Below are 17,032 nucleotides of genomic sequence, written 5' to 3'. Positions count from 1 at the left end.
TCGCGACGTCCCGTCGGATCCGCGGGAAGGACGGCGGAGGGCAGGGGTGGCCGGACGGCCTGGACGGGCAGCGTGAAGGAAGGGCTTCTGCAATGAACGAGCGAACGACGGTTGCCGATCGCATCCTGCAGTTCAACGAGGGACTCGCGGGCACGACGCTCGAACTGCCCCCCGGGTTCAAGGTCGTCAACCCTTTCAGCGGCCCCCAGAAGGAGCGCGTCCGCGAGGTGACGACTGCGTTCTACCGCAGGTACTACTACGACGACAGGCCCCGCCGGCTGGTCCTGGGCAGCTCGCCCGCCCGGCGGGGCACGGCCGTGACCGGGGTCCCGTTCGAGGACGCGAGCTTCCTGGAACGGGACACGGGAGTCGACATCGCCGACGGCTATGCGGTGAGCCGACCCTCCGCCGGGTTCCTGCACGATGTCATCGCGCGCTACGGGGGCCGGACACAGTTCTACGCCGACTTCGTCATGAGCTTCGTGTGCCCGCTCGGCTTGGTGAGAACGAATCCCCAGGGAAGGGAGGTCAACTGCAACTACTACGAGAACAAGAAGCTGGTGGAGTGCCTGCGAGCCTTCCTCGTGGACGCCCTGGAGCGTCAGCTGGCATTCGGGACCGACACCTCGGTGTGCTACTGCATCGGCAGCAGCGGGAACTTCAAATTCCTCTCGGCGCTGAACGACGACCAGGGGTACTTCAAGAAGATCGTGCCCTTGGAGCACCCGCGCTTCATCACGCAATACAACGGCGACAGGAAAGAAGAATTCGCCGAGAAGTACCTCAGCGCTCTGTGCGGAGAAGACGACTAGCAGCGCCGCTCTCCGCCTTCCCCGGCCGGCTCCCCGGCCAAGGGCGCCCAGCGCGACGGATCGAGAAGAAGAAGGAGAACAGCACAGTGGTGTCAGACGGCAGGATCCTGGTCCACTTCGGTCGGCAACACGTCAGCGTCCACCGCCCCCGGGGTGGCGGGCTGCAGCTGCTCACGAGGGAGCGGCTTCCGTTCGGAGCCGGCCCCGCCGGCGAGGCCCTGGCGGAGCACGTCGGCGAGTTCTGCGCCGGGCTCAAGGAGTACGCCGAGGCCATCGACAACACGACCACGCGTGTGCACGCCACCGGGGTCTTCCAGCAGCTCCCGCAGGCGGAAGCCGCCGCTCTGGTCAACTGCGTCTACGTCGACACGGGCCTGTACTTCAACATCGTGGGGCCCGGACTGGAGCGGTTCTACCTGGACACGGCCCTGGCCGCCTGCGGGTCGACCGACATGCTGGACGGCCTGGTCCGGCGCGAGCTTAGGACAGCCGTCGTCTGCGGCAGCTTCCAGCAGTCGCTGGGGGACATCGAGGACACCATCGCCCGGCTGCGCGAAACCGGCACCGAGGTGCTCAGCCCCCGCAGCACCCGGATCAAGCCGGAGACCGCGGGCACCGACTTCATCCTCTTCGACTACCAGGACCTGCTGAAGAACCCGCGCGACACCTGGCGGCACAAGTACGTGCACATGGACGCGTTTCGGCAGGCCGACGCCGTCGTCGTGTGCAACCCGGGCGGTCGCGTCGGAAGCGGGACGGTCTTCGAGCTCGGCTTCATGTCCGCGCTCGGCAAGAGGGTCATCTTCACGGAGGAGCCGCAAGGCGTGTCGGTGTCCTTCCCCTGCGAGGTGGGCCTGGGCGCCTGAGCCCGACCCGCCGAGGACCGCCGCACCCACCCCGTTCCCGATTGCACGCCCGGATCGTGTCGCAGTGAACGGTGTAGTCCCCGGAAGCAGGTCGCCTGCTCGTCCCCTCTGCCCAGCCCGACCCCGCTTCTCGGCTACGAAGATAAGGAAAGGACTTCCGCCGGTGGAACACATCGACATAGCGCGCGACAGGCTGCGAGAGATCGTGGCGTCTGTCCTTGAGGTGGATAAGGAAGCCATCGAGCCTGGTGCCCAGTTCTACGAGGAACTCGGCATGAGCTCCTTGGAGAAGACCGAGGTCGTGGTTGCGGTCGGGCGCGAGGTCGGAGCCCTGTCCGCGCAGGAAGCGGCAGCCTTCACCAGCCTGGACGCCGCGGTGGCCGTGCTCGGTGAGCGGGCGAGGAACCTCCGGGGGATCGACCTGATCGACCGCCTGGTGGCGCGCCATGTCTCCGCCGGCCGGGGTAATCGGGCCAGCTACCTCGACCCCCAGGCCGGGGAGATCACCTACGCCAGCCTTCTGGAGGCAGCCCGGGGGTACGCGGGCGCCCTCAGGGCAGCCGACGTGCCGGAGGGTGCCCGCGGCCTCCTGGTCGCCGACGACTCCGTGGCGACCGTGGTCGCTGTCCTCGGCCTGTGGTGGCACGGCTGCGTCCCGGTGCTGATCAGCCCGGTGCTCACGGACGACGAAGTCCGCTACATCGCCGCGGACTGCGCCGCCGCGATGGTGCACCTGGACGCAGCCCCCACACGGCAACGCGCCCTGGAGGAGCTGTTCGCCACGACAACCCGGTTCACCGGCGCCGACGTGCGCGCCGCTCTGGCGACGGCCGAGCCGGGCCCCGCACGGCGCCCGTATGACGCCGGGCCCCCGGCCGCAGGGAGTGCGGGGAGTGAGGCACTGGTGCAGTACACCTCCGGAAGCACCGGCATGCCCAAGGGGGTGCGGCACTCGGCGGGTGCGATCGCCGCCATGGCCGACGGCATCGGCACGGTGCTCGCGCTGACTGCCGAGGACACCGTGCTGTCCAGCGCCCGGATGTCCTTCGGCTACGGCTTCGGCGCTTCCGTCCTGTGCCCGCTGGCGGCCGGCGCCCGCGTCGCGCTCATCCGCGGCCCGGTCGACGTCCACTCCCTCGCCGCCGCGATGCAGCACCACCGGCCCACCGTGCTGTTCGCCGTCCCCCGGCTGTACGCCGCGCTGCTGAACACCCCCGGGGCGGAGCCCGTCTCCGGCACCGTGCGGCTGTGCGTGACGGCGGGTGAGAACCTGCCCGCCCTGCTCGGCGAGCGGATCCGCACCGCGTTCCAGGCCGGGCTGCTCAACGGTCTCGGCGCCACCGAGGTGCTCCACATCGTCGTCGGCACGCCCCCGGAGACCGGGCATCCGGGTACCTTCGGCATCCCGGTGCCCGGAATCACCGCGACCGTCCGGGACGCGGACGGCACGCCCGTCGCCGACGGCCAGGAGGGCCGGCTGCACATCGCCGGCCCGACCGTCGCCCTCGGCTACATCGGCCGCCCGGAGGCCGCCGCGCTCACCTTCGCCGACGGCGGCGCCTACACCGGCGACGTGGTGCGCCGCGCGCCGGACGGCACGTTCACCCACCTGTGCCGCGCCGACGACCTGCTCAACCTGGGCGGCCACAAGGTCGCGCCGAGCGAGATCGAGAACGTCATCCGCGGCGCGCACGAGGTTCAGGACTGCGTGGTCGTCGGCGCCCGCGACGCCGACGGCCTGGAACAGGCCGTGGCGTACCTGGTGGCCCGGCCGGGCTCCGGCGAGGCCGCGGTGCGGCGCGCGGTGAGCGCCGCGATCCGGGGCCACCTCGCCGCCCACAAGCGGCCCGCCCGCCTGGAGTTCCTCGCCGAGCTCCCGACCACGTCCACCGGCAAGCTGGCCGCCTTCGAGCTGAGGAAGGCGGCAGCCCGACCGTGACCTGGGACATCACGGGCATGGCGGCCGTTGCCAACGTCGGCGCCACCCCTGGGGAGATCTTCGCCGCGCTGTGCGCGGGCCGGGAGAGCCGCAGACCCCTGATGGCGTTCGACGCGGACAAGTACCGGGCGGCGTACGCCTACGAGATCGACGACCGGCCCGAGGACGGCGGCGACCTGCCGCGGCGCGCCACCCGCTGGCTGACCACCGTCGTGCGCCAGGCAGCCGCTGACGCCGGCCTGGGCAAGGACCTGGCCCAGGTGCCAGTACTGGTCGGCACGACCATGCGTGAGCAGCGCAGCCTCGAACTGTGGTGGCGCGACGGCGCGGACGTCGCCCTCGCCGACCTGCACTTCGGCACCGCGCTGAAGGCGGCCTTCGGGGCGTGCACCACGTACACCTTCGCCAACGCCTGCTCCGCGTCCCTGTACGCGCTCGGCATGGCCACCGACATGATCGAGTCCGGCCTCGCCGACACAGTCGTCGTCGCGGGCACCGATGCCACCACCGAGAGCGGCTTCGGCACGCTCGACCGGGTCCAGAACGACCTCCCCGACGCGCTGCGCCCCTTCGACGCCACGCACAAGGGCATGCTGATGGGGGAAGGCGCGGCGGCCGTCGTCGTCCAGCGCGCCGGCCCCGGGAGCGGGCCCGTGCACGCCCGGGTTCGCGGTGTGTCCATGAACTGCGACGCCCACCACGCCACCGCGCCCGACCCCGACGGCATCACCCGCGCGGTGCTCGACGCCCACAGCAGAGCAGGGGTGCGGGCCAGCGACATCGACCTGGTGATGCTGCACGGCAGCGGCACCCCCCGCAACGACACCACGGAGGCGAGCGTTCTCCGCCAGGTCTTCCAGGGCCCCGGGGCCGGGCCGCGGATGACCGCCATCAAGGCGACGACCGGACACACCCTGGGCGGCTCGGGACTGCTCAGCCTCGTCATGGCGGTGCTCGCCATGAAGAACGGCACGGTACCCCCCGTCCTGGGCCTGGCCGATCCGATCCCGGAGACCGCAGGGCTGCGCCTGGTGCAGGGCAGCCCGGCCGCCGGCGACCTGGCCATCGCTCAGATCGACGCGTTCGGCTTCGGAGGGATCAACGCCGTCGCGATCGTGGAGGCAGCCCGATGAACGCGACGAGCACCACGCACACCAGGAGGGGGCCGACCGCCCGGGAGGTCGTCGTCACGGGCATCGGCCTGGCACTGCCCGGAGCCGCGACGTACGGCGACCTGCTGGGACCGCTGCCGGGCGAGGGCGGCTTCGACCCGGCCACCGGACTGATCGGACGCGAGCTGCGCCACAAGGACCGCGCGTCCAGGCTCGCCCTGCGCGCGGCCGAGTCCGCCCTCCGTGACGCCGGTCTGACCGACGCCGACAACACGTTCACGGGCACGGCCGACGCGACCGCCGTCGTGGTCAGCACCAACCTCGGCAACGCGGACAGCGTCTGCGAGGCCACCGACACCATCGCCACGGCAGGCGTCATGGATCTCAGCCCCCTGGGCCTGCCCCAGACCTCGAGCAACGTCATCGCCGGCTGGGTGGCCATCCGCTACCGGCTGCGCGGCCCCAACCTCACCGTCTGCAATGGCGCAACGAGCGGTCTGGACGCCGTGACCTGGGCCCGGAACCTCATCATGGCCGGGCGCGCCGAAGCAGCCGTCGTCGTCGGCGTCGAACCCGCAACCGACGTGGCGACGAAGGTCCTCGGCCAGCAGTCCACCGACGCGGCGGTCGCGGTCGTCCTGGAACCGGCGGACACCGCAGCTTCCCGTGGCGCACGGCCCCGCGCTGCGGTCACCGGCTACGCACGGGCCCGGAACCTCGCCGCGGCACTGGCGTGGGCCGAGGTGACCCAGGAGGAACCCGTCGGGCTGTGGCTCGCGGACGGGGCGGAAGCCGCCGAGGCGGGCCGTCTGCTCGCTGCCCCGCGCCGGATCGACCTGGAATCCCAGCTGGGCCCGCTGTCCGGGGCGCTCGGTGTCCTGCAGTGCGCTGCCGCGGCCGCCTTCTTGGAGGGCGGCGCCACCGGCAACGTTCTGGCCACGGCCGGAGGCCCGCGCCACGACGCGACGGCTGCCCTGCTGTTGACCCCGCCGCCGGCCTCTCGCCCATCCACGCAGGAACGAGGACAACACCCGTGACCACGACGAGCGTGCCCATCGAGGATCTCCGCGCCCTGATAGCCGTCGTACTGGAGACCGAGCCCGAGGAGGTCACCGACGACGTGCACTTCGCCCACGAGCTCGACATCGACTCGCTGCTGATGCTGGAGATCTCCACCCGCTTGGAGAGCGCGTTCGGTGTCCCGGAGAACGCGGTGGCCGCCAGCGGCGCCACCACCCTCGCCGAGTTGCACGCCTTCCTCACCTCGCAGCTCACCCGCGAGACGCATGCCTCCCCGCTCATCCGCCCCAGGCCGGTGAACGACCCGGCGGTGCGCCTGTTCCTGCTCCACCACGCCGGCGGCTCACACCTGCTCTACCGGGGATGGTCCGAGCACTTCCCCGACGACTGGGAACTGTGCCTCCTGGAGGCCCCCGGCCGAGGCAACCTCCAAGGCCTGCCGCTGGTCGACGACTGCGACCAGTTGGTCGGCTACTTCCGCACCGCCATCGCCCCTGTGCTCGACCGGCCCTTCGGGTTTTTCGGCCACAGCATGGGCGCCCTAATCGCCTACCAGCTCACCCGCCGGCTCCTCCACGAGGAGGAACCGCTCCCCACCTGGCTGGGGGTGTCCGCCTTCGGCGCCCCACTCGGCGACGCCGGCACCAACGGCAGCCCTCACCTGATGGCCGACGTTGACCTGCGGGCCTGGCTCCGGAGCGGCGGCGGCAGTCCACCGCAGCTCCTCGACAACGACGACGTCTGGCGCAAGTTCGCGCCGGTGTTCCGCAGCGACTTCAAACTCGTGGACACCTGGACTCCGCCCCGCACCCCCGTGCCGCTGCCCGTCCCGCTCAGCGCCTTCACGGGGACACAGGACAGCTTGATCGGCGAGGACCGGCTCGTCGCCTGGCGCGAACTCACGACGGACTTCCGCGGACTCGAGAGGTACAACGGCGACCACTTCTACCTGATGGACCACCAGCATCAGCTCGCCGCCGCCATCACGGCCGCGATGCGTCCTACCGCTCCGTGAACCCGCCCGCGCCAGACGATCACGCCCAACGGGGCGCCGCTGAAGGGTGCGGGATCCAGCCCTCAGGCGCCGGGGTCGACTTCGGGGTGCGTGAACCGCACGGGCCGACCCAGCGCCCGGGCGTAGGCGATTTCGGACCTGGTGCTGTCACCGATGTAGTCACCGACCACGAGCACCTCGTCAGCAAGCAGGATCTTCGACCGGTGCAGCTCGTCGAGCCGAACCTTCAGCGCCTCGGCCTCGACAGGATCGGACCAGAGCACGTGCGGCGACTTCAGGTCGCAGCCCGGCTTGACGACAATCCTCCCCGCCTCGGTCTCCCGCACATCGGCCTCGACCATCTCGGCCATGAAACGGGTGGAGCCGCAAATCGCGACGATGCGAGGGAAGTTCAGCTGCGACTTCGCCTCGGCGAGCCTCTCCTCGGGGGTGATCACTTCCGGGGACGACACTGTTCCTCCTGGTGGTACTGCCCGAGGGATGCCTGCGGAGACGAGTACGAAGGCGCCCAAGAACACCTTACGGCGAACCACATGCGCACCAACCCGCACTCTACGCGACCAGCGCCACTGCCTGGTGCCGCTTCGCCCGCCAACGCGGGGCCGCCCCGGTCACCCTCGCCACGGCTTCGGCCTCGTCGGCCGACCCCCTGCCAGCAGCCGGTGGCAGGGGGCCAGACCAGGCTCGGGCACTGCCGCCACTCGAACGAGGGGTGAGCAACCGGACGACCGTATTGACGGGGGTTGCCCACCGGAGAGCACCTCGACGGCATGCCGGCAGCCCCACCGGCACTCCGTGCCCGCGCCCTGACCGCCCCGAACACCTACCGACCGCTCACTGACCACGACCGCTGTGCACTCCGACGAGGAAACCATGCCCACCGCATCCCATCAGCCCCAGCCCGGCGCCGGCAGCCCGAACGGCACCGTCGCCGCGCCCTCCACTCCCGGGGCGCCCGAGCAGATCGCCGCGCTCACCGACACGCTGGTGCTCGAGTACGGACTGCACCCGGCAGAAATCACGCGAATCCCGGAAGGCACCGCGACGGACAACTACGCCATCGTCGACCAGGCGGGCCATCAGCACTTCGGCAAGGTCTACCGCACGCGCAGCAACTTGGACCTGGAGCTGGCGTCGGTCGAGCTGTCCGAGTACGCCGCCGACGGGGGCGTCGCCACCGCGCGGGCGGCCCGCACGCGCGAACACGACCTCATCGCGACCCACGGCTGCCTGCCGATGTCCCTATGGTCGTACGTGCCGCACACCGAGACTGCCGAGGGCACCCTGACCGGGACACGGTGGGCGGCCGTCGGCGCAGCAATGGGCCGTCTCCACCGCCGACTCGCCACCCACCCCGCCGCCGCACCCACCCTGGAACCCGGTGCGGCAATCTGCGACGTCGCCACCGCCCGTGACCGCTTCACCAGGCTGATCCTCGCCTACCAGCACAGGCCCAAGCTGAGCGAGTTCGAGGAATGGGCACTGCTGGCGGCGCACGAGCGACACGCCGCCCTGGGAGAGATCGAGCGCATCCTCGCCTCACTTCCGCCGCTGACGGTCCAGGTCATGCACGGCGACCTGGCCGGCCCCAACGTCCTGCTGAGCAACAACGGCGTCGCCGCGATCGTGGACTTCGGACCGCCCGCACCCGGCTACCTCGCATGGGAACTCATGCGCCTTGGCTGCGACCCGAAGAGCTTCCAGGCCAACGGCGTCGAGCGGTGGCTCAAGGGCTACACCGACCTCGCCCTCGCCTATCGAGACACCAACCCCACGGCACCCGTCGACGACCTCCTGTCCTCACTCCGTGTCGGCTGCGCAGCCATGCTCTGCTCGGCTTTTCCGCTGTCGGCACCCGTCGAACGGCCCCACCTCGTCGACGCCGCACTCGAGTCCTACGCACGGGCACGGCACGCGGCAGCGCTGACGATTCTGAAGCAGCTGCCCGCCCTGGAGGCGGCCCTACGCGATGCTCTTCGCTGAGTCCATACCCCTCACTGAGGCGAGGTCCACCGACCAGACCTGCGGAAGCAGCAGAGCCCAGGGCCGACTGCGGACGCGGCCGCCGTACTCGGATGGTGGCGGCGGTGGTTCAGGAGGGCGGGGCGGCGATCATCTGGTGAGCTGCTCCACCTGACGCAGCTCGCCGGGGCCGACGTGGACCGCGGCGACGTCGGCGAGCCACTGCACCCATACCGGTTCGATCCCGGGCTCGGCCTCGAACTCGGCGTCGGTCACCCGTCCGTGCGCGTAGGCGACGGTGCGGTCTACCAGCTCCTGCAGGGCGACGGGAGGGATCCAGCGGACGTTCTTCGTCTCGCGGGCGCTCGGGACGAGGTCGCCGACGACGGTGGCCCGGTAGACGGTCCAGTCGTGGCCGGTGCCGCGTGCACCGGGACGGCGGCGGCATGGGTTGTCCCGCCAACAGCCGGTGACGGTAAGGCCGAGTTCTTCCTCGACCTCGGCGCGGGCTGCGTCCCGGGCACTGCCGTGGTCGTCGATGTGGCCGGCGGCCGGTGCAGCGCCGACCGGGAAGGTGGCGCGATCGAACATCAGGTAGCGGCCCCGGTGGTCGGTGATGAAGACGCCGACCGAGGTGTTGTCGCAGGTCTTCATGGCCTCGCTTCTGGTGGGTGCTGAACTTCGTCGGCGCACGGTGGCATGCCCGGCTTCACGTAGATCCGGGTCGGGCAGCGTTACAGGGGCCCGGCCTCAGGGCTCGGGGCGACGGACAGGGTGGGGACGGCGTGCGGTCCGCACAAGGGACCGCCCAACCTGCCGATGAAGCGCAGGGTCTGGTCCAGCGCCTGGAGCGTGAGGAGGCGGCTGCGAGGACGCAGCATGCTGGTGATCCCCTCCTCAGCGAGGCCCCGGCACCGGCCGGTCAGCCAGGACCAGTCCAGGCCGAGGTAGTCGGCCAGCGCCGCCAGCCGTGCCGCCGGCGTCGGCCCGTCGACCGCGCTGTGGGCCCGTACGTGGCCGATCACCTCCTGGTAGGGAGCCACCTCCCGCCGCACACTAGTAGTCGCGACCCGCCAGACGGATTCCCCGCGAACCCAGTTCGCCAGGATGGCCTGGTTGCGTGCGAGGACGAACCCCTCGACTTCCTGGTACCTCTGTTCCGCGGTCAGCCACACCTTGACCCCGTACATCTCCATCATGGCGATCGTGAGGAACAGGAGAATTCGCTCATACGTCGCGCTTGATCGAACGACGGGCTCCGGGACGCAGAACGCACGACCGAGCGCGCTCCCTGGTCCCGCGAAGCGGGCGGCGATGCTCCGCAGGTAGTCGTGCTGATGCCTGAAGAGCAGCCACGGTGCGCATTCCTCCCCGGTGGCTTCGCGGGACCAGAACGCCGGCGCCTCGGGAAGGTCACCGAGATGGCGGACGATGTACTGGGCGCAGAGGCTGGAGCCCAGCCAAGCGGTACCGACCGGGGACAGGTCGGGCATCTCGGATCGCGGCGGCGCCGAGTTGCTGATCCTCACGTAGTGCCGAAGCTGCTCGGCGCGAGCGGAGAGCGGGTTGTCGTCCGCCAGCAGGCCGTCGTCCATGACGTGCAGCGCCCAGATGATGGCGTAGACCAGATCGTCGAGCCGGTAGGCGATCGGTACCTGTGGATCCTGACCCACCGCGAGGTTCTGGCGGGCGAGCGCGGCATCCACAACGTACAGACCGGACCCGCCGGCGGCACCGGGGGAGGCCAGGATCACGCCCCTGCGCGACGAGCGGACGAAGGTCTCCAGGTGGGGGAGGTCTGCGGAGCTGATCTCCATGACGTCGCCGCGGGGCTGCGCTTCGTACATCTGCACACCGATCGAGGTGCCGTCGAAGTGCCGTCCGCCGGCGAGCTCCCAGCTGCCGAAGATGCCGGCGTCCGGGTCGCCGGGTACGTGCCGGGACGTGGGCCAGGTGTAGTCCAGGGTCCGTGCCGCGGTGCGCGTCCTGCGGTCCAGGGGGCGAGGGTGAACGAAGTCTCGTACGGGGACGAGCTGGAAGAGCAGCTCGACCTTCTTGCCGAAGTAGGCCTCGAGGATCGTGCGTAGGTCTCCGCGGGGGATGTGGGTGCCGGCCAGCCACCGCTTGTAGGTAGCCGGGGAAGGCCGGACCCGAGCGAGGCGCGGCTCTTGCAGCGCCTTCGCTGCGTCTTCGGCCATGATCGGCCAGAGGACGCGGAACTTTGTCGGTGAAGCGCAGTTGAGCTCGGGAGCGTCCAGCAGGTGGTACAGGAGCGGCACGACAGTCCGGGCCCGTGACCCTTCCGGCTGAGTCATGTCGCCCATACCTTTCTTCGTGGGTTGGCCGCGGTCATTCGTAGGCTCGGCACCACGCCCGACGCTGTCTGTGCCCGGCGATGCGGATGCCGCCGGGATCTGGGTGACCGCCAGCTCAGGCATGCTGGCCTCGGTCCTGGGAGCGGGCCTTCGTGCGGGTTCGGCGGGACGCGAGAGCGTCGCGGTACGCGCCCGCGGCATCCCGGGCCGCCGGCCCGGCGAGCCTCCAGTCGCCATCGGCCGCCGTGAACGGGTACCAGCTCCCGTCGGCGTCGACGCGGATCTGGACGCCGACGGGCGTGTCGGTGATCCGGTTGCCTTCAACCGTGAGGGGTGTCCGGCTGGAGGGCCGGAGCGGGCCGATGGCCTGCTCCGCCCGCTCCCGCAGGGCCGGGTCGGCGGGGAAGCGCGCCCGGGCGGCCCGCACTCCGGCCGCTCCGGCCACCTCGTGGGCGGCCAGCAGCAGGCGCAGCTCCTCGGGTTCCAGGCCGAGGCGGTGGGCGAGGTCGGGCACTTTCGGGGCGCCGGGCAGGTCGGCGGCGGTGCGGACGGCGTCGCAGACCGGGTCGTTGTCCAGGGTGGTGCGGCCCTCCAGGAGATGCCGGGCTTGGACGGCCGCGAGGGCGGTGAGGTGGCGCAGCTGGGCGAGTGGGGGCGCGGGGTGGGGCGGTTCGGTCAGCGGCGCGTCGGCGAACACGGCGGCCGCCTCCGGGACGGGGGCGGCCGCGGCCCGGCCGCTGGGCGGAGCGGCCGGGCGGGCCTGGAACGCCTGGTGGGCGGGGACGAAGGCGGTGAACTGGCGCAGGCGCTTGGGGCGGACGCCCGGGGCGTGGTCGTGGAGGAGCTGGGCGAGGCGCTGTTGGGGCAGACCTCGCAGGACCAGCAGGAGCATGGGGTCGGTGTTGAGGCGGTCGGTGACGGCGTGTGCCAGCGCGGCGGTGTGCCGGCAGGGTGCCTGGCCGCAGGAGCAGGCGAACGCGAAGTGCCCGGGGTGCGGGGTGATGGCGACGCCGCCGGTGTGGTCGGAGTCGGTGAGCGCGGCGGGGAGGTGCCCGGCGAGCAGCGGCTCCCGGTGCGGGCCGGCCGCGAGTGCTGCGCCGAGCACGGCCTGTTCGTCGGTTGTGAACGGCGCCAGGTCCAGCCGCGCGCGGGCCGGCTCGTCCTGGTGGGCGGTGACGAGAGCGGTGGCCGTCCCGAGGGCCAGGTCCAGGCCGCTGACTTCGTCGGCGAGGTGGACGACGCTCCCCTGGAGGAACGCGTTGCGGTGGGCGGCGGTCGGCTGGACGGCTTGCTGCCAGGTCTGGGCCCACGGGCCGTGCTGGGTCATGGACGTGCTCCGAGGGTGATGAAGTCGGCGAGCTCGGAGTCCGAGAGCTCGCCGAGAGTGGTCTCCGCGTCGTGGGGTACGGCGGCGTCGGCCAGGTCCCGCTTGTGGTGGAGCAGGGCGTCGACGCGGTCCTCCACCGTGAGCTCGGCGGCCAGCCGCAGGACGTTGACGGTTTGGTTCTGGCCGAAACGGTGGGCACGGTCGGTGGCCTGGTCCTCGACGGCCGGGTTCCAGGGGCGGTCGAAGTGGACGACGTCACCGGCGCGGGTGAGCGTCAGCCCGCTGCCGCCGGCCTTCATCGTGCTGATCATGACCGGGTTGTGTCCGCCCTGGAACGCGTCGATGAGTTCCTCCCGCCGGTGCCCCGGCGGGATGCCACCGTGCAGGAACAGCGGTGCGATGCCCTGCGCCCGGAGGTGGGCGACCAGCAGGCGCCCCATCTCGGCGTAGTTGGTGAACACCAGCGCGCTCGCGCCGGCGTCGGTGATCTGCTCGACGAGCTCGTCGAGCGCGGCGAGCTTGCCCGAACGGCGGCGCTGCGTCGGCACGTCGTAGGTGGCCGGGTCCTGGGGTTTCTCGCCCAGGAAGTGGGCGGGGGAGTTGCAGATCTTCCGCAGCTCCTGGAGGAGCGTCAGGATCAGGGCCCGGCGGTGCAGTGACTCGGTGCCGCGGATCCGCTCCATCGCCTCCCGGGCCGCCCGTTCGTACAGGGAGACCTGTTCGGGCGTCAGCGAGACGTACCGGTGGGAGATGATCTTCGGAGGAAGCTCCTCGAGGATGTGGGCGTCGCTCTTGCGTCGCCGCAGCAGGAAGGGGCTCATGAGCCGGGCCAGTCTGCGGGTCGCCTCGCCGCCGGGGTCCGCCTCGATCGGGCGCGCGAAGCGCTCGCCGAAGGCACTCACCGTCCCGAACAGACCGGGGTTGGCGAGGTCGGCGACGGCCCACAGGTCCTGCAGGCGGTTCTCCATCGGGGTACCGGTCATGACGATCCTGCGGGCACTGGGGATGCGGCGCAGGGCCCGGGCGGTGCGGCTCAGGTGGTTCTTGGCGTACTGGCCCTCGTCGGCGATGAGGAGGTCGACCGGGAAGTCGGCCAGGGCCTCGATGTCGCGCAGCAGGGTGCCGTAGGTGGTGATGACGACCGTGTCCGTGGTGACGCCGTCGAGGGTCCGCTCGCGGCCGTGGTAGGCGTGGGTGGGGGTGTGGGGGGCGAAGCGGGCGATCTCGCGCTGCCAGACGGTGAGCATGCTCGCCGGGCAGACGATCAGGTCCGGGTGGGACCGGGGTGCTTGCTCCCGGCGGTGAAGGCGAAGAGCGATCGCCTGGACGGTCTTGCCCAGGCCCATGTCGTCGGCCAGGACGGCGCCGAAGCCGAGGTGGAGCGTGTGGGCCAGCCAGCTCATGCCGCGTTCCTGGTAGTCGCGCAGGGTGGTGGTCAGCGCGGCGGGCACGGGCACGGGCTCGCGGCTGCCGGGCCGCAGAGCCTCGACCAGGTCGGCGAGCGGTCCGGCCGCCTCGCAGGGGTGGCCCGCTCCGTCGACGACGGCGGTGCCGGTCAGCGCGGCGTCCAGGGCCTGCGGGGCGCTGAGGGTGCCGATGCCGCGGTGGCCGGCGCGGTGGGCCGTGGGCTCGTCGACCAGGACCCAGCGCCGCCGCACGCGCTGAAGCGGCCTCGCCGACGCTGCGAGGTCGTCCATCTCCGCCTCGGTGAGGTTGGTGCCGTCGAGGGCGAGCTGCCAGCGGAAGTCGAGGACGTTGGCGAGCCCGAAGCGGTGCGGGGCGTCGGTCGCCTCGGGCACGGGGCGCGCCCCGACGACGGTGCGCAGCTGCAGCCCCTGGGCCCAGAGTTGGGGCCAGGCGACCTCGACGCCGGCCCGGGTGAGGCGCTTGCCCATCTCGCCCAGGAGCAGGGCCGCCTCGGCGGGGCGGACGGTGAACCGGCCGGGCCTCTCCTGCTCCAGCAGCCGGCCCAGCGGCGGCCACGCGGGCTCGGCCGCGCGCAACGCGCTTCGGACCCGCTCCAGCCGGGCCGGGGCGCAGCCTGTGGCGGGCAGGTACTCGGCGGCGGGGACGAGGTGGGTGCGTCCGCCGGGCGTCGCGGTGGTGCGCACGCCCAGATGGGCCCACAGCAGGTCGGTGTCCGAGGGGCTGCCCTCGGACGGCTGCTTGATGGTCACGACCAGTGCCGGCAGCCGGTGGCCGGTGTGCCGCTCCACCTGGTCGCTCCAGACGCGAAGGCGGGGCTGGGGCGGGCACGGCGCCGGTCCGGCCCAGGGGCGGTCCCCCAGGACGGCGGCGGTGCCGGGCCCGCGGACCACGGCCGCGGCCACGGCGTCCAGGTACTGGCGCAGCACGGTGCGCGGCGCCCACAGCCGGTACGGCGCGCGGGCCGCCGCAACGCAGTGGGCGTGGGGCGGCATGGCATCGGCCAGCCCGGCTGCTTCGCCGGCCAGCGCCGCAGGGAGCGGGCCCAGGCGCCACACGTCGCGCTCGGCGGCGTCCAGGGCCGGGTGGAGCAGTCCGGCCGCCGTCGCGGACAGCGCCAGCCGGGTCGCCTTCGCCCACAGCCGGGCCGATGGATGCAGGCCCTGGTCCGGCAACTGGGCCAGGACACCGGTCAGCAGCCGCACCGGCACCCGCCAGATGGGGACGGCCACCGCCCGCACGCCGATGCCCATGTGCGGCAGGACCAGTTCGAGGTCGGCCTCCAGCAGCGGCGCCGGGCAGCCGTCCGGGAGCGGCCCCCCGTCCACCCGGTACACGGCCATCGCCACCGCGCCGTCCACGGGCTCGGCCACCAGCGCCGCACCGTCCAGCAGGGCGCCGCGCACCGCCCGCTCGGCCGCCGCCGCCTCGGCGGGGCTCGCCGCGGGAGCACGGCGCGGGACAGGCAGGAGGGCGGCGGCGGGGGTCGGTGGCGTGGGAGGAGCGTCGGCGGCGGGCGCGGGGACGGTGCTGAGCCGCCTCAGCAGGGCCCGTGCGGCCTCGCGCCGGGCAGCCGTCTTGCCGACGGCGCGGGCGGTGGCCGTGTAGGAGGAGCCCTGGACGCGGCAGGAGAGGGTGCAGGCGAACCGCGGGCTGTGGGCCGGTCCGGTCGGGACGCCGAGGTCCTCCTTCATGTCGGTGATCGTCCGACGGTCGGACAGCACTTTCACCACCTTCAGCGGGTCCTGGCCCTCGGTGCGCTCCGGCGGGGCCACCATCCTCCGCGTTCGCCGGGGTTGCTGGGGCTGGAGGGTGGGGAGGTCCAGGACGCGCCGCAGCATCGCGTCCGCCGCGGTGCCGCGAGCGCGGCCCGCGCTGGTGCCGCTGCCGCTGGCCTCGAGGTCCTCGCCTCCGGCGTTGCACGAGATGCGGCAGGTGAACAACGGGGAGGTGCCGGTCAGCGTGTCGGACCCCTCGATCCGTAAGCGGGTCAGGAGCATCGCCTGCTCCATGTCGCGCAGGGTGGCGACGCTGTCCTTGCCCTCGACCGGAGTTCCGGACTGCGGGCCTGCGGCGGCCCACCCGTCGAATTCGGGCGCGGGCAGGCCCGCCAGGTCCGCCAGCAGGCTCAGCGCCGCCACCGAGCGGGCCACCGTCGTCGAGCGGTAGGCCCCGCCGGTCACCTCGTGCACGTGCTCGCCGACGTCGTAGGAGACGCAGACGGCGAAGCACTTCGTGCGCCCGGTAGGGTCGCTGGCCGGCCGCTCCTGGTAGCGCGGCCCGCCCACTCCGGCCGCCTTGGCGTGAAGCTTCAGCACCGCCTGGGCCCGGCCGGGTGCCGCCGCGGCCTCCAGCGCGTGCCGACGTACCGGCTCCCACTGCGGCCCGGTGGCCCGGAACAGGACCTGGTGGAGGTCGCGTGCCGTCAGGGCGCCCGCGCGGGCCCGGGCGGAGATCTCGGACAGGACCGCCGGCGCCACCGCCTCCAACGTGCACAGCCGCAGCAGCTCGGTGTGGAACGCGCCCGCACCCGCGGCCGTACCCGCAGCCCGCGGCCGCGGCGTCTCGGGGCCGAGCAGTGACCACCCTGTCCCGTCCGGCACGTCCTGGGGCACCGGGTGGGCCCCGCTGATGTGCCCGAGCAGGCTCAGGAAGGCCAGATCCTGCGCTGCCCCCAGGTCGTGGGCGAAGGTGGCGGCGCCGTGCGCGAACCCGCCCTCGAAGCGCCGGCCCGCTTGTACGGCCACGCCGGCCCCGGACGTCGCGACCTGGCGGACCAGCAGCTGGGCGGATTCCTTCGCGGCCTGGCCGTGGGCGGTCAGCACCGTGACCGCCTTGTGCGGAGTCGCCGCCATCGCCGCCCACGCCGCGGCACCCAGCGACGCCGCGTCGGGCACGATGTCACCCAGCAGCAGGCCCCGCAGGCGCGCCGTGCCGACCCGGCCGGCGCTCACCCGCAGCGCCAGCGCGTCCCCGAACCGCTCCGGTGCCCCTCCGTCCGCGCAAGCCCTCCGCAGCAGCCGGTCGAACATGCGGTCCCCGACCGCGGCGAAGTCCGTGGCGGGGTCGGCGAGGAGCGCCAGCTCCTCCTCCCGCGCCCGGAGCCGAAAGTGCTCCGCTGACGAGGCCGGGCGGCCCGTTCCTCCGGTCATGCTGCGCGCTCTCCTTGCAGGGGCCGCCGGTCTGTGGCGGAATCGGGTGGCGGGGAGGCTGCCGCGGAGCCGGCGGCGGTCACCAGG

12 protein-coding genes are annotated in these 17,032 nt (G+C 72.5%); 7 read left to right on the top strand and 5 right to left on the bottom strand.

Annotation, left to right across the window (positions count from 1 at the left end; translation table 11 throughout):
• Window positions 1-92: 92 nt before the first annotated feature.
• The 6 genes from PUR61_RS16350 to PUR61_RS16325 all read left to right on the top strand — a co-directional run bounded on the left by PUR61_RS16350 (window position 93) and on the right by PUR61_RS16325 (window position 6,764).
• Window positions 93-812 (top strand): uracil-DNA glycosylase family protein, encoded by a 720-nt coding sequence (locus tag PUR61_RS16350; RefSeq protein ID WP_329879576.1) that lies wholly within the window; start codon window positions 93-95, stop codon window positions 810-812.
• An 89-nt stretch (window positions 813-901) separates the two neighbouring features.
• Window positions 902-1,678, top strand: coding sequence for a nucleoside 2-deoxyribosyltransferase (locus PUR61_RS16345; RefSeq protein ID WP_329879575.1), 777 nt, complete (start codon window positions 902-904; stop codon window positions 1,676-1,678).
• A 64-nt stretch (window positions 1,679-1,742) separates the two neighbouring features.
• On the top strand, window positions 1,743-3,617 hold the full coding sequence (locus tag PUR61_RS16340; RefSeq protein ID WP_443035180.1) for an AMP-binding protein: 1,875 nt from the start codon (window positions 1,743-1,745) through the stop codon (window positions 3,615-3,617).
• Window positions 3,614-4,750, top strand: a complete 1,137-nt coding sequence (locus PUR61_RS16335; RefSeq protein WP_329879573.1) for a beta-ketoacyl synthase N-terminal-like domain-containing protein — start codon at window positions 3,614-3,616, stop codon at window positions 4,748-4,750. The genes PUR61_RS16340 and PUR61_RS16335 overlap by 4 nt, the downstream gene beginning before the upstream one ends.
• Window positions 4,747-5,766: a beta-ketoacyl synthase N-terminal-like domain-containing protein gene (locus PUR61_RS16330; protein WP_329879572.1), complete on the top strand. Its 1,020-nt coding sequence runs from the start codon at window positions 4,747-4,749 to the stop codon at window positions 5,764-5,766. The genes PUR61_RS16335 and PUR61_RS16330 overlap by 4 nt, the downstream gene beginning before the upstream one ends.
• Window positions 5,763-6,764: an alpha/beta fold hydrolase gene (locus PUR61_RS16325; protein WP_329879571.1), complete on the top strand. Its 1,002-nt coding sequence runs from the start codon at window positions 5,763-5,765 to the stop codon at window positions 6,762-6,764. The genes PUR61_RS16330 and PUR61_RS16325 overlap by 4 nt, the downstream gene beginning before the upstream one ends.
• A gap of 62 nt (window positions 6,765-6,826) precedes the next feature.
• On the opposite strand, the gene PUR61_RS16320 is transcribed toward PUR61_RS16325, so the two are convergent.
• Window positions 6,827-7,216, bottom strand: a complete 390-nt coding sequence (locus PUR61_RS16320; protein ID WP_329879570.1) for a hypothetical protein — start codon at window positions 7,214-7,216, stop codon at window positions 6,827-6,829.
• 421 nt (window positions 7,217-7,637) lie between these two features.
• Between PUR61_RS16320 and PUR61_RS16315 the strand changes: the two genes are divergently transcribed.
• Window positions 7,638-8,747 (top strand): phosphotransferase enzyme family protein, encoded by a 1,110-nt coding sequence (locus PUR61_RS16315; RefSeq protein ID WP_329879569.1) that lies wholly within the window; start codon window positions 7,638-7,640, stop codon window positions 8,745-8,747.
• 129 nt (window positions 8,748-8,876) lie between these two features.
• Here PUR61_RS16315 and PUR61_RS16310 read toward each other — a convergent pair whose 3' ends face one another.
• The 4 genes from PUR61_RS16310 to PUR61_RS16295 form a co-directional block, all read right to left on the bottom strand.
• A complete protein-coding gene (locus tag PUR61_RS16310) occupies window positions 8,877-9,380 on the bottom strand; it encodes an NUDIX hydrolase (RefSeq protein WP_329879568.1) in 504 nt (167 codons plus the stop codon).
• Between the two features lie 80 nt (window positions 9,381-9,460).
• Entirely contained in the window at window positions 9,461-10,924 is a 1,464-nt protein-coding gene (locus tag PUR61_RS16305) for a transcriptional regulator, XRE family protein (RefSeq protein ID WP_329879567.1), read from the bottom strand.
• Between the two features lie 232 nt (window positions 10,925-11,156).
• Complete coding sequence (locus PUR61_RS16300) at window positions 11,157-12,368, bottom strand: hypothetical protein (protein WP_329879566.1); 1,212 nt, start codon at window positions 12,366-12,368, stop codon at window positions 11,157-11,159.
• Window positions 12,365-16,945 carry a DEAD/DEAH box helicase gene (locus tag PUR61_RS16295; RefSeq protein WP_329879565.1) on the bottom strand — a complete coding sequence of 1,527 codons (4,581 nt, stop codon included), beginning with the start codon at window positions 16,943-16,945 and terminating at the stop codon, window positions 12,365-12,367. The genes PUR61_RS16300 and PUR61_RS16295 overlap by 4 nt, the downstream gene beginning before the upstream one ends.
• Window positions 16,946-17,032: the final 87 nt, after the last annotated feature.

The sequence above is a fragment of the Streptomyces sp. BE20 genome (genome assembly GCF_036322525.1).
Classification (GTDB): Bacteria; Actinomycetota; Actinomycetes; order Streptomycetales; family Streptomycetaceae; genus Kitasatospora.
The sequence above is the reverse complement of the archived record's forward strand: the minus strand, read 5'-3'. Positions and strand labels throughout refer to the sequence as shown.

What these genes read in the sequence shown, in the direction of transcription:
- PUR61_RS16350 (WP_329879576.1), top strand. Translation starts at nt 93, where the DNA reads ATGAACGAGCGAACGACGGTTGCCGATCGCATCCTGCAGTTCAACGAG.
- PUR61_RS16330 (WP_329879572.1), top strand. Translation starts at nt 4,747, where the DNA reads ATGAACGCGACGAGCACCACGCACACCAGGAGGGGGCCGACCGCCCGG.
- PUR61_RS16315 (WP_329879569.1), top strand. Translation starts at nt 7,638, where the DNA reads ATGCCCACCGCATCCCATCAGCCCCAGCCCGGCGCCGGCAGCCCGAAC.
- PUR61_RS16310 (WP_329879568.1), bottom strand. Translation starts at nt 9,380, where the DNA reads ATGAAGACCTGCGACAACACCTCGGTCGGCGTCTTCATCACCGACCAC.
- PUR61_RS16305 (WP_329879567.1), bottom strand. Translation starts at nt 10,924, where the DNA reads ATGGCCGAAGACGCAGCGAAGGCGCTGCAAGAGCCGCGCCTCGCTCGG.
- PUR61_RS16300 (WP_329879566.1), bottom strand. Translation starts at nt 12,368, where the DNA reads ATGACCCAGCACGGCCCGTGGGCCCAGACCTGGCAGCAAGCCGTCCAG.
- PUR61_RS16295 (WP_329879565.1), bottom strand. Translation starts at nt 16,945, where the DNA reads ATGACCGGAGGAACGGGCCGCCCGGCCTCGTCAGCGGAGCACTTTCGG.